This window comes from Streptomyces sp. NPDC088554 (genome assembly GCF_044752945.1).
Taxonomy (GTDB): Bacteria; Actinomycetota; Actinomycetes; order Streptomycetales; family Streptomycetaceae; genus Streptomyces.
The window spans coordinates 20,875-35,916 of sequence record NZ_JBIVMF010000005.1 but is presented as its reverse complement, the minus strand read 5'-3'; the positions used below and the strand labels follow the sequence as shown (position 1 = coordinate 35,916).

Sequence of the window (15,042 nt, the reverse complement as noted above, 5' to 3'; positions counted from 1 at the left end):
GCGTCAACGCCTGACCTGCCATGTAGACGTAGTCACGGCGCCAGGCGTTACACCGTGCAGCCGACCTATGTCCCGCTCTCCGTGTGGAGGATCGCTGTCCTGGCTGCCCAGGCCAAGACGCTCTGGCTTCGCATGGACAAGCCGAGCCGGTTCCAGTGGAAGATCACGTGGTAGCTGAGCACCTGTCTCAACCCGCGCTCCAGCGTAGCGGTTTGAACGGCACGGCGGAGTTCCCGTCCTGTGCTGCGGAAGGCGTCGGCCCACTCGGCGACGGGCTCCAGCAGCCCGCCGGGGCGCAGCAGTACGTCGCTGTCGGCAAAGAGCAGGGGCCGGATCTCCTGGGCGCGCGCGTCGAGCCGGTCTTGGGGGACATCGCTGACGGCCGAGCGGTGCTCTTCCGTGATGACGCGGTGCCAGACGTCCCCCTGCTCGTACCACTCCAGGCCTGCGGCGCGCATCATGATCGTGCAGAGGAGAACGGACAGCTCTCGCGGTCCCACGGGCACGTCCCGGCGCTGCATCAGTTGCGGCGCCTCTCGGCTGTCGGTGACGAACAGAGCGTGCGCGCCCGTCATGCTGGCCGGGCCCCCGAACGCTGCGGTTTCCGGCTCGTAGATCCCGGGCCACCAACGTTGCAGGTGTCCCTCGGAGACGAGGCGGTCGAAGCTGTCGCCGAGGGCGAGCTTGGTTCCGGGCTCGGGATGCAGACGAAGGCGCATGCGCCAGCACGGGTGCTTACGGGTGTACCACCAGCCACCAATGGTCCCCGCGGCCTCTGCCTCCCGGAGCACGGGGAGCACGTGCGCGGTGAAGGTGGCGTCGGTGTCCCCCCAGTCGGCGAACTGGAGGTACGCCTGCCACCAGTCGGTGGTGGCGGCGTGGCGGGCCAGGGCCTCCCGGCCGGCCTGGTCGTAGACCGCCACGGCGTCGGACAGGACCGTTGGTTCCATCCCGTACTGCCCTGCGACCTCGGGGATCGGCAGGCCGGTGAGGGCAGCGGTGACCGCGCGCTGGACGGGGGTCGGTTCCGTCGAGATCAGTTGATCAGGAGACATGCGTCCCATCCGTTGATCGGGGCTTGCTGTGAGACATAGGTGGTGAGGGCGAGCGCGGTGCCGGCGTCACCGTTGATCAGGCCGGGGTCGGGAAGACCGGCGCGGGCGTTCGCTGCGAAGGTGTCGCCGAGGCCCTTCTGAAGGGTCTGGAGGCGGGGGTCGAGGGCATCGGCGGCGGCGCGGGTGGCGGTCTGGTAGATACCTGCCCAGCCGTGGCACAGGCCGGAGTCGGTGACGTGTGCGAGCTGTTCGGGGTCGGTCAGGGCGCAGTACAGGGCGTCTTCGTAGAACGCCTGGACGTCGGGGGCGCGCAGGGCGAGCCCGGCGAGTTGCCCGGCTCGCGCGATGCCCGTGGTTCCGTAGCACCAGCTCGGCCGGGTGGGAGCCTGGTGGTGCGGGCGCCCGAGGCCGAGGTCGCGGCGCGAGATCTGCTCGGGCCACCAGGGACCGGAGGGGCTGAGCTGGCACCAGGCGTCGAGGTGTTCGCAGATACTCCAGATGGCTTCTCGGTGGCCGCTGACGGTGATGCCTCGGCGCATGGCCTGGGCCAGCAGGAGGAGCGGACCGGTGATGCCGTGGGCAGCGCCGAAGTTGCCGTGGCCGCCGGGGAAGTGGGGGGACTCACCGCGGACCGGGTCGTGGCGGACCCACCAACCCGGCAGGCCGCGGCCGTCGGCGGCCAGGGGGCGGGTCAGGGCGACGAGGTACTTCAGGACTCGTTCCAGGAGCAGCCCTTCGGGGTCGGTCCGCAGGAAGTACGCCCCGAGGCCGGTGAGTCCGTAGAACAGGTCGTACTCGGCGAACGTGGGCAGGTCGCCCTTGCGGATGCGGGTGAGCGCGGCATCCACGCGGCGGTGGGTCAGGTCGATGATGTGCTGGTGCAGGGTCCGGCGCGCCGGTTCGTACAGGTGCTGGAAGCACGGCGGGACGGTGGTGAGGACGAAGCCGAGGGCCGGGGCGCCGAGGAACAGCCCCGCGGTGTCGGCCGCGCTGATGTGCCCGGCCGCTGCGGCGGTGATCCACCGGTGGGCGGGGCGCCAGGAGCCGCCGTGACGGCTGGCCATCTCGATGTGCAGCAGGCTGATCCCGGCGGCGCCGTCGGCGAGGGACTGCACCGCCCAAGGTTCGTCGGGAGGCGGCGGAGCGGGTTGTGCGAGGTGGGCGGTGTACTGCTCCAGGGTCGCCGCAGTGGTGACGGCCGGCGCGGTCATCGGGTCGCCATCCGGTGCTGAAGGGCCGCGGTCCGTACGAGCCGGATCGTGGTCTCCTCGGCGCGCGGGTCGACGCCCAGGGCCCGGACGTGGTGCTGGTGCAGCAACGACCGGGCGACGTCGAGCGGATCACGCCGGCCGGTCAAGGCCGTCCGGTAGGTGTCCACGGCGGCGGCGCGGGCCCGCCATGCTTCGGCGACCGTAGGGCCTCCGGGGAGGGTCGCGAGCACGGAGGCGCCGTTCGGCGCGGCGAGTTCGAGCACCTGGGTACTCAGGGCCCGATCCAGTCGCCCCGTGCTCTGGGGGAGGTTGCGCACCAACCACTCCTCGGCCGCCGCGATGTCCGGCGCGAGGGGGGTGACGAGATGCAGGGCGCTGGCGGCGGCGAGGGCCTGCGGGGCGAGCGCGTCGGTGCGCTCGGTGAGTTGGATCTGCGCGAGGGCGGCGGCGGAGTCCGCTGCGAACACCTGGTGCGCGGCGTCCATGGCCGCCGCGCCGCCGAAGCGCCCGGTCTGCGGCTGGTAGGGAGCCAGGACGAGCCCGGCCGCCAGACCGGTCCCGTGCAGGTCGTCCGCCCACCTGCGGACGTGTCGGGCGGCGGTCCCGTATGAGTCCGGCTGCAGGTGCAGCGTGAGGTCGAGGTGCTGGTCGGCGTCCGGGCGGGCCATCTCCCGGTGCCGGGTGAACCACCAGAGTGGCGGGGTGTCGCCGAACGCGGCGAAGAGGCTGGGCAGGTGGCGGCTCAGGATCTCGTCGTAGCGGCGTGGGTGGGCGTGGAGCTTGGCGAGGAGGACGTCACCAGCGCCCGGAAGGTGTCGCCCGGGGGCCGGCGGGGCGGCGGGGCGGGGGCGGGGCACATCGGCGGTGTCCGGCTGCAACCGGCCCAGAGAGAGCCAGATCTCGTGTGCCCGTCCGATCCAGCCATGGGCGTCTGCGTCCGGGACCTCGCGCAGCTCCAGGCGCCGGGCGTTGTCGAGGTGGGCGCGCAGCACCCGGCGGTGGACCGGGTGGGACAGGTCGAGGGGGAGGCGTTGGTCGTACTCGATGATGGCGACCTGCAACGGGACCCGCAGCCGGTCCCGCCAGGCGGTGAAGGCGTTCTCCCACTCCTCGGTTGACGCTTTGCGGCCGGGCAGGTCGGCGGCCATCAGCAGCCATCGGGCCTGTGTGAGGATGGTGCGGCGGTAGCGCACGCGGGGGAGGAACGGGAGCCGGGAGCCGGCGCCGAAGTCGAACGGCTTGTAGGCGGCGAACCGCCCGTTGGCCACTTCGGCGAGGAACCGGGCCAGTGGCGGGGTCTGCGTCCCGCCTTCCAGCGCGTGCAGGACCCGCACGTCGATGCGTCGGCCGGTGGAGAGCTGCACGAGGTGGAAGCTGCGCGGGTCCGCGGTGACGGCGATATCGGCGAGCGGGATCGTCGTCTCGTCCGTCTCCTGATGGCCGGACAGCTCGATGACGTGTGGCAGCAGTCGCGGCGTGCGGGTGACGTTCTCGTTGCGGTGGCGGCGCGGCGGGAACACGAGCTGGGCCGTGAGGCCGTCCGGCGCCCCGTGGTACGTGGCGGCGAGCGCGTCCTGGTGCTCGGGCGGCAGGACGTGGGCGAACCGGCCCGCCATGCTGCTGCCGGGGCGGGGGACCGCGGTGAGCAGGATGTTGAAGGTGCCGCTGGACAGCGCCCGGGTGCTGGGTGAGTGAACCTCAAAGGCGGCCTCCACCCGGGGCACGAACAGCCGCTCGTCCGTCCCGGCGGCCTTCTCCAGGGCGTCGACCATGTCGTCCGTCAGCCGCAGCTCACGGCCGCCGTCCAGGAGGACTTGCTGTACCAGGGCGAGCAGCAGTTCGTCGCGGCCGGTGCGCACCTTCAGGGCGGCGCCGCGTTCGGAGCCGACGTATCCGGCGGGCAGGCCGAGGCCGCTGTCGGCGACCAGGTCCATAACCGGCACCAGGGCGCCGACGCCGTACCGGGCCCGGAAGCGACGGTGGTAATCGCGCCAGTGCTGGTAGCCGTAGGGCTGCGGGGTGGTCCGGTAGAGAGCCGACACGGCTGCTTGCGCTTCCGCGATCACGGCCTGCGGGAGCTGGGTCTCGCAGTCGAGGGCGGTGTCGATGAGCAGCGGTGTCGGGGTGACGGTGGTGAGGTCGAGCATCCGCGCGGCGACGGCGCTCACGCTGGTGTCGGAGAGCGTCGGCTGGTGCGCGGACACGTCGTCGCGTAGCGCGTACAGCGCGTGGACCAGGTCCCGCACCTCGGGGACGTTGTCCGCCTGGTGCCGGTCCAGTTCGCGGCACAGGTGCTGGAAGGCGTCCACGGTGGTCATGGGCGCCCAGAGGCTGGTGATGAGGAACTGCTGCTCGACCAGGCTGGTGAGAAGGGCGTCGATCTTCTCCGGCGTGGCCTGCGGGAAGCAGTCGCGCAGGTGGCCGTGGAGGTCGCCGTAGGGGATGGGGGTGCGGGCCGCGTCCAGGGCGGTGGCCACCGGCCGGGCGTTGCGGACTGATATCTCGACCGGGGCCAGGAGGACGGAGTGGCCGTCGGAGGGCGGGCCCGGCGCCACGAGCCGGTCACCGCGGGCACGGGCGGCGTTGTTGGCGACGAGCGGTAACCGTTTCAGCAACGCGGGGGTGCGCTGGAGCCGGAGAACCATGTCGGTGACCCATTCGGCGTCCGGCCGGATCATCGCGCGGTGTTTGTCGCGCCACCGCGCGCTCGCCCGGGGCCCGACGGACACCGGGGCGACCCCGGCGAACAGGCCGAGCGGGGTCGGCCGGTGTTGCCACCGCAGGAGGTAGGAGACGGTCGACAGCGCGGTGCGGCGAACGTGACGGGGCTCGCTCTGCCGGCCCCGGACGACGGCCCCGATGGCGTCGGACAGGACGGGGGTGGCCAGCTCCAGCGCGCTGCGGAAGTCCTCGCGCTGCCAGATGCGGTTCAGCCATCCGCGGGTGACGGCCACATTGTCCAGGTCGAGGGTACGGGGGATGTCTGCCGGCCCGGGGCTGGTAGTGGCGCGCAGCATCGCAACGCCCTGCCACAGGTATCCGGCGGCTGCTCGGGAAGCCATGAGGCCCTTCCATGAGGCGGCGCGGGGAGGTGAGGGGCCTGTGGGCCGGGCGAAGCGCTTCGCCCGGCCCACAGGCGAGGGGTCGGCCTGGATCAGGCCGGGTCCTCGGTGAAGGAACCGCAGGCGGAGGCACCGGTCGCGCAGGTGGTGCCGCAGCCGTCGCCCGTGGAGCACATGAGGTGGCCGTACGAGTGCTCGGCGATGACGACCTTCACGTCCAGGGGCGCGAAGTCGTCGTCCAGGTCCGCCGACGGGGTGACCGGGGGCGGGGCGAGAGTGGCGCTCGTCATGCTGTGCCCTTCTTCTTGTTGGGGTGGTGCGGGATGACCTGGCTCCCGGGGTTACGCCGAGGGCCAGGAGAGCGAGATCCTGCTGTGCACCTTGTCGATGACCCGGTCGGCCGGGATCTGGTCATCGGGGGTGCTGGCCGGATAGACCCGGATGACCGGGCTGGGGCCGCCGCGCCGGTTGGCCTCCCAGTCGCGGAGCACGTCGGCGATCCTGTCGGCGAACTGCTCCGCGTGCGGGCCGAGGGCGTGCACTCCGTACTCCAGGTGCTTGTTGTCCTCGGTGCGGCGGGTAACGAGGTAGGCGAAGGTGTCGTCCTCGACGGCCGCGAGGGCGAACCGCTTGTTCACGGGGTCGACCAGGCCCGTGTCCGAGTTCTCATCGACGGCCATCGTGCAGAAGCCCGGCAGGCTGATCGCCATCGCCATCTGGAGGGTGTCGATGAGTTCCTGGATGCGGACGGTGACGCCGGTCCACAGTTCGTGGCGCGGGAACGTGACGGCGTTGTCGAGGCGGTGGGGGTCGGCCGGCAGGCCGTCATCGAACTTGAGCCCGATCTCCGGGGTGCCGTTGACGAGGAGGAGTTCTTCCCGGTGGGCGTTCGAGCCCTGCATCGGGACGAAGCCGCAGATCCGCGCCGACTCGCTCTCCAGGTAGGGGCCGTGCCCGCCCGCGGCCTGGGTGAAGGCGACCGACCGGGTCAGGCCGCGCATCCGCAGCGGGACGACGAGCCGGCCGCCCTGCTTGAGCTGCGTGGTCCAGGCCGGGGAGATGTCCCAGGCTCCGGCGGTCACCATCACGATGTCGACCTCTCCGAGGTCCGGGATAGGCTCGGCGGCGTCAGCGGTGACGACGTGCACCCGGCCGTAGCCGTGCTCGTTCAGGAGTCGGCGCGCGCGGTCGGTGACGACGGGGTCGATGTCCACGGTGACGACTTCACCGTCCTCGCCGACGAGTTCGGCGAGGTAGACCGCGTTCAGCCCGCCCGAGCCGATCTCCAGGACTCGCATGCCGGGCTTCACCCGGGCCTGCTCCAGCATCATGGCCTGGATCTGCGGGGCGGAGACAGAGCTGAGCTGCACGCCGCGCTCGTCCGTCTTGGTGATCACGGCGGCATACGTGTCGTACGCCTTGTCCAGCGGCGTGTCGGCGGGGGTGAACTCGTGCCGGGGCACCTTGCGCATCACCGCTTCGATCTCCGGGGAGGAGATGTTGCCGTCCGCGCAGAGCTCGTCCACCACCTTGTTCCGCAGGCGGGTCGCCTCGTCGGGCTCGACGGTCGTGTTCGTCATGAACTTCCTTCGGTCGTACGTGTTCGGGGGAGAGGCCGGCATGAGCGTGCCGGTGGGCCGGGAGGCTATCGGCGGACGTTCTCCGTTCTCGTCGGCTCGCACAGGGTCGGCGGTGTCGTGATGGACGCGCGCGAGGAGTTCGCGGGCTGGTAGAGCGCCGTCCTGCGGGCCGATCAGCGATCAAGACCGCAGAACGGCCGTCTAGGCGGCGGGCACATAGGCGGCGGGCACAAGATCGTCCAAATTGACGACCGCGTACTCTCGCAGTTCGCTTACGAGTTGGTTGGCCAGAAACCAGCCCAATTGGGGGTGCTGGTACGAGACTGGGGCGTCGTCGTCCTCTGCGGGGAGCGGTTCAAGGCCGGTTGCTGTGAGGCGGTACCGGGAGCCGATGACGCCCCAGATCGATGTCGCCCGCGCAAGGAAGGCGATGTGCCCTTCCGTAGGTGCTTACACAGTTCTGCTGAGGGGCGCGCGTGCTTCAGACACACCGGTGGCTGGGCCGTTCTCGCCGGCTCCCCGGCACGGTGAGACGCATCTTCCGCTGCTCCGGCGAGAAAGAGGTATCCGCCGGGCGTCTCGGCCGCGCACAAGTTGATCTGGCACCGAAGCTGCTGCATCGCCTCTCGCTGCCGGTTGGGGTTGACCAGGCGCCACTGCGGATCGAAGCCCGCTACATCAAGGGGGGCCGAGTTGATCTCGGCCCAGGTGACCTTGCCCCAGCGGTTCCTGTTGTAGCCCCACCGAGAACTCAGCGCGTCGACCAGGCGCAGGCCCCTGCCGGATTCGGCGTCGTCCGTAGCCGTCTTGACGCACGGGACGACCCTCGACCTGTCGGAAACCCCGATACGGACGGAGCAGTCGACCCGGCGCCCGATGACCACCTTCGTCAGGGGTGTCGTGGTGTGGTCGACGACGTTCGTCAGCAGCTCGGAACCGATGACCTCTCCGCAGCCGGCCAGGTCGTCGTCCAGGCCCCAGACAGCCATAGCGCTGGAGACGAGGGCGCGGGCGACGGACTCGGGAACACCCGGCAGCTCAGCGGTGTATCCGGGGGCTCCGGTCGCTTTCGGTGTTGCAGCGGTCGTAGTCACAAGGTCAGTCCCTCCGGCGTGGGGTGCCCGGCCCTGACGGGGGAAGCAGGGCCGGGCTCTCCTCCAAGCCACCGTGCCGAAATCGATCCGGCGGCTGATAGCCAGTCAACGAGCCACGGACAGAGGGGAACAGGAAGAGTTCCGGTTTCGTGCATCGCCACCAACCGGAAGTCTTTACGTTCGCATTACCCGAGATCTGGGCAACAGAGTGACGGTGACACTACGTTCAGTGCATGGGAGCGAACTTCACCCTTCAGAGCCGCATGGATCAACTCGGCCTCACACAAGAGGAGTTGGCTGCCCAGCTCAACATCGCGCTACAGGAGATCACCGGCCGGCCCGGGGAGATTTCGTCTCGGTCTGTCCGCAACCTGCTCAACGGGTCAAGCCGACGTCCGATCAGCCGCACTTGCGCCGCTCTGGAGCGTGTGTTCGGCTGCCCCGTGGCGGATTTAGGGTTCAGCGCACCCAGCTCCATGCAACACCCCCCGGAGGGCCCCGTGCGGCGTCGCGATTTCATGCTTTCCACCACTGGAACGGCAGCCGCCGCTGTCCCCATCGTCAAACAGCAGCGCCGGTCAGTAGGGATGACTGACGTAGTCCGTGCCACGGCCGGCATGAACAAGCTCGTCGAGGCAGACGACCGTCAAGGCGGCCACAAGTCCCTCGCAGCCGCGGCCCTCGAAGGACGCGACGAGGTTCTGGAACTCCAGCAGCGGAACGCCAGCGAGCGCGTGCGCCGCGCCCTGTACGCACTCGCGGCCGAGTACACCACCATCGCGGCGTGGTCGTGCATCGACCTGCGCGACCTGGACACGGCCCAGAGATACCTTCACGAGTCGACGACATTCGCCGGGCTCTCACAGGACCCGCCCACAGGCATGCGCGTGTTGATCAACATGGCCATGCTCGCCTACCAGCGGCAGAACTGGCCGGAGCAACTCGCAGCGGCGCAGGCGGCCAACGCATCTCAAGCGGCACGCAGGGACCCGTTCTTCGGCTCCATGGGCCGCGTCCGGCTCGCCCTGGCCCACTCGTCGCTGGGAGACCCACGAGCCGCCAAGAGGGCCCTTGGCACGGCACAGGAAACCCTCCGGAAGGCGGTCGAGGACGAGCGTCCCCGGTGGACGGCGTTCTACGGACCGGCCGAGCTGAATCACCTCGCGGCCATCATCCTCAACCGCAACGGGCAGTCCGCCGAAGCTGAGGCGATGGCCCACCGCGCCCTGGCCAAGATCCCGGCGGAGTTCCAACGCAACCGCGCCTTGGCCACATGTCAGCTAGCGCTCGCGCAGCTCCGGCAGGGAGAGCCCGAGCAGGCCACGACCACAGCCGCCTCCGTTTTCACGATCATGGATGGCGCACCACTACCTGGACGAATGCGCACCCTGATCGGGGACTTCCACCGAGACCTGCTCCGGCGGGCGCCGTCCACGACGTACGCCCGCAACTGGGCAGACCGTATGCGAGATGAATGGAGTCGAGCGTGACCAGGGTGATCGACCTGCGGCACTACGGCCAGGGAAGCCTTCCAGAGGACTTCAAGCAGATGCTGATCGACGTGCACGCCGACGCCTACGCCGAGGCCATGGACGACGAGTTCAACCAGCGGTTCCCATGGTTCGTCGACCACTGGTCGGGCATGGACGGCTTCACCTGCGTCGTCGCCTTCGACGGGGAGGAGCCGACCGGCTTCGCGTACGGGGCTCCGCTTCAGGCGGGTCGCGAATGGTGGCGCTCCACCGAGTTCGAACCGAACAACGGCTACACCGCGACCTACGCCGTCTCCGAAGTGATGGTTCGCCCGCAGTGGCGGAAGCAGGGCATCTCTGATCGTCTCCACGGAGCACTTCTGAAGGAGCGGAAAGAGGATCTTGCCGTGCTCCTGGTCGACGTGACCCACCCGAAGGTCCAGGGGCTATATGAGACCTGGGGCTACGAGAAGGTGGGCGAGCAGCGACCGTTCGCCGACTCCCCGGTGTATGCGGTCATGGTGAAGAAGCTGCACCCCTGAACGAGCCCGCCCCCGCGGCGGACACGCGGGGGCGCTGGTCACGCGGTCTCGGGCAACCCTGCGGCGCGAGCCTCCGCGACCGCCGCTCGCGCAGGGCCGCCGAACTGCGGGACCTTGTCGAGCGGGTCGCTTGTCCCGACACCGTGGCGCCGGTCGTAGACCGTGTCCGCGGTGTGGGAGCCGTCCGCCCACCGGCCGGCCCGGTTGCGCTCGGCGAGCGGAACGCCCTTCTCGGCCATGTCGGTGTTCGCGCCGGCCCGCCACGAGTGGGAGGTGGCCTTCTTGCCGTCGATGTACGGCACGCCCGCCTGCTCGGCGAGGAGCTGGAGCCGTTCGTTGAGCGAGCCCGGCCGCATCCTGGTACCGCGCTTGCGGTTCGCCGGGGACGACCGGAGACCGCCTTTCACCGTCAGGGCCCGGAAAGTCGGCTGGTCGGGGCCGTCCGCGCCGAGCTCGCGCAGCACGGCGAACCAGGCGCGGGCGCGGTGTACGAGCTGGAGGTCGGCACGGTCGTTGATGTAGCGGCCGGACCCCCTGCCCGCCCGGTCCGTCTTGGACATGGCGGTGGTGACGTGGATGCCCGTGTCGTAGATCCGCAGCCGCTTGTTGAGCTGGTCGGCCAGCTCGGGCTCCCGGTGCAGGTTGGCCTAAGCGAGCACCACGAGGAACGCGTCCCGCTTGCCGATGTTCGTGCTCTCGTCGATCGAGTCGAGAATCCGGACGGTGTACTCGATCGTGGCCGCTGCCGCGCATTCGACCTCGCCGCCGGCCTTCACCCACTCCTTCTTCCGGGCGCGCAGGCGCCCCTTGAAGCGGCTGGGGTCGGGCCGCAGGTCCATCGGCTGCCAGTTCCAGATCCGGGACATGTACTGACCGACGCTGTCCGGCTTGAACTCCCCGGCCTTGCCTCGGCGGATCAGGTGCAGGCCGTACGAGGTGTACGTCGCTGTCGTGCAGGGCTGAGCCAGCCGCGGCGGGTCCTGCGCCGCGCACCGCTCCTCGAAGGCGCGGATCGTGGACGGTTCACCCCGCGCGCGGGGAGCACTCGGACGGTGCTCCCCGGTCGGGGTCGACCGTGGGTTCACCCCCGCCCACGCAGGGAGCACGCTTGCACGTTGTCCCCGAGTTCGAGCGTCACCGGTTCACCCCCGCCCACGCGGGGAGCACTCGGGCACGGGCGTCGGGCAGGCGGACCGGGTCGGCCCACCCCCGCCCGCGCGGGGAGCACCCTTCCTGACCTGGGGCTTCGGAGGCGCTTTGCCATTCCTTGACCGGCGCTTCCTTCCGTCCCCCCTTCGCGTCAGCCCCGGGACGGGGAGGGGTCCGCCTGCGGCCCCTCCCCGTCCCGCGCGAGCTCAGCCGTCCTCGCCCTCCAGCTCGCCTTCCGTCTCCAGGAACACCTTCCGCAGCGCGTCCAGCACCGCCGGGTCCGGCTTCTCCCACATGCCGCGGGACTCGGCCTCCAGCAGGCGTTCCGCGATGCCGTGCAGGGCCCAGGGGTTGGCCTCCTGGAGGAAGGCGCGGTTCTCGGGGTCGAGGACGTAGGTCTCGGTGAGCTTGTCGTACATCCAGTCCGCGATGACGCCGGTCGTGGCGTCGTACCCGAAGAGGTAGTCGACGGTCGCGGCCAGTTCGAAGGCGCCCTTGTAGCCGTGGCGGCGCATCGCCTCGATCCAGCGGGGGTTGACGACGCGGGCGCGGAAGACGCGGGAGGTCTCCTCGACCAGGGTGCGGGTGCGGACGGTCTCCGGGCGGGTGGAGTCGCCGATGTACGCCTCGGGGGCGGTGCCCTTGAGTGCGCGTACGGTCGCGACCATGCCGCCGTGGTACTGGAAGTAGTCGTCGGAGTCCGCGATGTCGTGCTCGCGGGTGTCGGTGTTCTTCGCGGCGACGGCGATGCGCTTGTACGCGGTCTCCATCTCGCCCCTGGCCGGGCGGCCGTCGAGTTCGCGGCCGTACGCGTAGCCGCCCCAGACCGTGTAGACCTCGGCGAGGTCCGCGTCGGTGCGCCAGTCGCGGCTGTCGATGAGCTGGAGGATGCCCGCTCCGTACGTACCGGGCCGGGAGCCGAAGATACGGGTGGTGGCGCGGCGTTCGTCGCCGTGTTCGGCCAGGTCGGCCTGGGTGTGGGCGCGGACGTGGTTGTCCTCGGCGGGCTCGTCCAGGGAGGCGGCGAGCCGTACCGCGTCGTCCAGCAGGCCGATGGCGTGCGGGAACGCGTCGCGGAAGAAGCCGCTGATGCGCAGGGTGACATCGATACGGGGGCGGCCCAGCTCCGCCATGGGGATGGCCTCGATGCCGGTGACCCGGCGCGAGGCGTCGTCCCAGACCGGGCGGACGCCCAGCAGCGCGAGGGCCTCGGCGATGTCGTCGCCGGAGGTGCGCATCGCGCTCGTACCCCACAGGGAGAGTCCGACCGAGGTCGGCCACGCCCCGTTGTCGCTGCGGTAGCGCTCCAGGAGGGAGTCCGCGAGGGCCTGGCCGGTCTCCCAGGCGAGGCGGCTGGGGACGGCCTTGGGGTCGACGGAGTAGAAGTTGCGGCCGGTCGGCAGGACGTTGACCAGGCCGCGCAGCGGGGAGCCCGACGGGCCCGCCTGGACGAAGCCGCCGTTGAGCGCGTGGACGACGCTGTCGATCTCGTCGCCGGTGGCGTCGAGGCGCGGGACGACCTCCTCGGCGGCGAAGGTCAGGATCGCGGCGACCCCCTCGGGGTGGCCCTCGGCGACCGCGGCGACCGCCTCCGGCTCCCATCCGGCGTCCTCCATCGCCTGGACGAGCGCGCGGGCCCGCTCCTCGACGGCGTCGGCGTCGCCGCGGGTGGGCGCGGACTCGTCCAGGCCGAGCGCCTCGCGCAGGCCGGGCAGCGAAGCCGTACCGCCCCAGATCTGCCGGGCGCGCAGGATCGCCAGCACCAGGTTGACGCGGGCGGCGCCTTCCGGTGCGGCGCCCAGGACGTGCAGTCCGTCGCGGATCTGCGCGTCCTTGACCTCGCAGAGCCAGCCGTCGACGTGCAGCAGGAAGTCGTCGAACCCGTCGTCGTCGGGCCGGTCCTCCAGCCCGAGGTCGTGGTCGAGCTTGGCGGCCTGGATGAGCGTCCAGATCTGGGCGCGGATCGCGGGCAGCTTGGCCGGGTCCATCGCGGAGATCGCCGCGTACTCGTCGAGGAGCTGCTCCAGCCGCGCGATGTCGCCGTACGACTCGGCGCGTGCCATCGGCGGTACGAGATGGTCCACCAGCGTGGCGTGCACCCGCCGCTTGGCCTGGGTGCCCTCGCCCGGGTCGTTGACCAGGAACGGGTAGATGAGCGGCAGATCGCCGAGCGCGGCGTCCGGCGCGCAGGACGCGGAGAGGCCCGCGTTCTTGCCGGGCAGCCACTCCAGGTTGCCGTGCTTGCCCAGGTGGATCATGGCGTCGGCGCCGAAGCCGCCGTCCTCGCGGGCGGCCTGGATCCAGCGGTAGGCGGCCAGGTAGTGGTGCGAGGGCGGCAGATCGGGGTCGTGGTAGATCGCGATCGGGTTCTCGCCGAAGCCGCGCGGCGGCTGGATGAGGATCAGCAGATTCCCGAAGCGCAGGGCGGCGAGCACGATGTCACCGTCCGGGTCGCCGCCCGAGGCGACCCGGCTGCGGTCGAGGAACATCTCACCGGGCGCCGGGCCCCAGTGCCGCTCCACCGATTCCCGCAGGTCGGCGGGGAGTTCCGCGTACCAGCGGCGGTAGTCGGCGGCCGGGATGCGGACCGGGTTGCGGGCGAGCTGCTCCTCGGTGAGCCAGTCCTGGTCGTGGCCGCCCGCCTCGATCAGCGCGTAGATCAGCTCGTCGCCGTCGCCGGACTCCAGCCCCGGTACGTCCGTGTCCGCGCCCATCTCGCCGAAGTCGTAGCCCTGCCCGCGCAGTTCGCGCAGCAGCTCGACGGCGCTGGCGGGGGTGTCGAGGCCCACGGCGTTGCCGATGCGGGAGTGCTTGGTGGGGTAGGCGGAGAGGACGAGCGCGATGCGCTTGTCGGCGTTCAGGAGGTACGAGAGCCTGGCGTGGCGTACGGCGATCCCGGCGACCCGCGCGGCCCGCTCGGGGTCGGCGACATAGACCGGCAGCCCCTCGGGGTCCAGCTCCTTGAAGGAGAACGGGACGGTGATCAGCCGGCCGTCGAACTCCGGCACCGCCACCTGCGACGCGGCGTCCAGCGGGGACAGCCCCTCGTCGCTCGCCTCCCAGGTGGCGCGGGAGCTGGTCAGGCAGAGCGCCTGGAGAATCGGTACGTCCAACGCGGCCAGCGCGCCCGCGTCCCACGCCTCGTCGTCCCCGCCGGCCGACGCCTCGGCGGGCTTCGTACCCCCGGCGGCGAGCACGGTCGTGACGATCGCGTCGACCTCGCCGAGGGCGGCCAGCAGCTCCGGCTCGGGGGCGCGCAGCGACGATACGTAGAGGGGGACGGCGCGGCCGTCCGCCGCCTCGATCGCGTCGCACAGGACGTCCACGAAGGCGGTGTTGCCGCTGAGGTGGTGGGCGCGGTAGTAGAGCACCGCGACGAGCGGCCGCTCCGCACCGTCCCGGCCCGCCTCCGCCTCCACCGGCTCGCGGTCGATCCGGCCCCAGGTCGGCGAGGCGGCGGGCGGCTCGAAGCCGTGGCCGGTCAGCACGACGGTGTCGGAGAGGAACCGCGCGAGCTGCTGGAGGTTGGCCGGGCCGCCGTGCGCGAGATAGCCGTGCGCCTCGGCGGCGATCCCGATGGGGACGGTGGACGCCTCCATCAGCTGGGCGTCGGGCGCCTGTTCGCCGGTGAGCACCACCACGGGACGGTCGCCCGCCAGCAGCAGGTCGATCCCGTCCTGCCAGGCGCGCAGCCCGCCGAGGAGCCGTACGACGACCAGGTCGACGCCCTCCAGCAGCGCGGGCAGTTCATCGAGCGCGAGCCGGGCGGGGTTGGCGTACCGGTACGGGACCGGGCCTCCCGCCGCGCGGGCGCTGAGCAGATCGGTGTCGGACGTCGACAGGAGCAGAAGCATGCGGCGTCTGGCCTTCCTCGGGG

10 protein-coding genes are annotated in these 15,042 nt (G+C 71.0%); 2 read left to right on the top strand and 8 right to left on the bottom strand.

Going from position 1 to position 15,042, the window contains the following annotated elements; all coding sequences use genetic code 11:
• Positions 1–65: 65 nt before the first annotated feature.
• The 5 genes from ACIP8W_RS07485 to fxlM form a co-directional block, all read right to left on the bottom strand.
• Complete coding sequence (locus tag ACIP8W_RS07485) at positions 66–1,055, bottom strand: thiopeptide-type bacteriocin biosynthesis protein (protein ID WP_401951962.1); 990 nt, start codon at positions 1,053–1,055, stop codon at positions 66–68.
• Positions 1,037–2,266 carry a lanthionine synthetase C family protein gene (locus ACIP8W_RS07480; protein WP_401951965.1) on the bottom strand — a complete coding sequence of 410 codons (1,230 nt, stop codon included), beginning with the start codon at positions 2,264–2,266 and terminating at the stop codon, positions 1,037–1,039. Before ACIP8W_RS07480 ends, ACIP8W_RS07485 begins: the two co-directional genes overlap by 19 nt.
• Positions 2,263–5,328, bottom strand: coding sequence for a lantibiotic dehydratase (locus tag ACIP8W_RS07475; protein WP_402202302.1), 3,066 nt, complete (start codon positions 5,326–5,328; stop codon positions 2,263–2,265). The genes ACIP8W_RS07480 and ACIP8W_RS07475 overlap by 4 nt, the downstream gene beginning before the upstream one ends.
• Before the next feature lie 92 nt (positions 5,329–5,420).
• Positions 5,421–5,618, bottom strand: a complete 198-nt coding sequence (fxlA, locus tag ACIP8W_RS07470; protein WP_255138522.1) for an FxLD family lanthipeptide — start codon at positions 5,616–5,618, stop codon at positions 5,421–5,423.
• A gap of 51 nt (positions 5,619–5,669) precedes the next feature.
• Entirely contained in the window at positions 5,670–6,908 is a 1,239-nt protein-coding gene (gene fxlM / locus ACIP8W_RS07465; RefSeq protein WP_402148192.1) for a methyltransferase, FxLD system, read from the bottom strand.
• A gap of 1,711 nt (positions 6,909–8,619) precedes the next feature.
• Between fxlM and ACIP8W_RS07460 the strand changes: the two genes are divergently transcribed.
• Together ACIP8W_RS07460 and ACIP8W_RS07455 are read left to right on the top strand one after the other, a co-directional pair.
• Positions 8,620–9,492 (top strand): XRE family transcriptional regulator, encoded by an 873-nt coding sequence (locus ACIP8W_RS07460; protein ID WP_401951974.1) that lies wholly within the window; start codon positions 8,620–8,622, stop codon positions 9,490–9,492.
• On the top strand, positions 9,489–10,016 hold the full coding sequence (locus tag ACIP8W_RS07455) for a GNAT family N-acetyltransferase (protein WP_401951977.1): 528 nt from the start codon (positions 9,489–9,491) through the stop codon (positions 10,014–10,016). Before ACIP8W_RS07460 ends, ACIP8W_RS07455 begins: the two co-directional genes overlap by 4 nt.
• Before the next feature lie 38 nt (positions 10,017–10,054).
• On the opposite strand, the gene ACIP8W_RS07450 is transcribed toward ACIP8W_RS07455, so the two are convergent.
• From ACIP8W_RS07450 to cobN, 3 genes are all read right to left on the bottom strand, one after another.
• Entirely contained in the window at positions 10,055–10,576 is a 522-nt protein-coding gene (locus tag ACIP8W_RS07450) for a hypothetical protein (protein WP_401951980.1), read from the bottom strand.
• 87 nt (positions 10,577–10,663) lie between these two features.
• Positions 10,664–11,122 carry a hypothetical protein gene (locus tag ACIP8W_RS07445; protein WP_401951982.1) on the bottom strand — a complete coding sequence of 153 codons (459 nt, stop codon included), beginning with the start codon at positions 11,120–11,122 and terminating at the stop codon, positions 10,664–10,666.
• A 249-nt stretch (positions 11,123–11,371) separates the two neighbouring features.
• Positions 11,372–15,019 carry a cobaltochelatase subunit CobN gene (gene cobN, locus ACIP8W_RS07440; protein ID WP_402148195.1) on the bottom strand — a complete coding sequence of 1,216 codons (3,648 nt, stop codon included), beginning with the start codon at positions 15,017–15,019 and terminating at the stop codon, positions 11,372–11,374.
• Between the last annotated feature and the right edge of the window lie 23 nt (positions 15,020–15,042).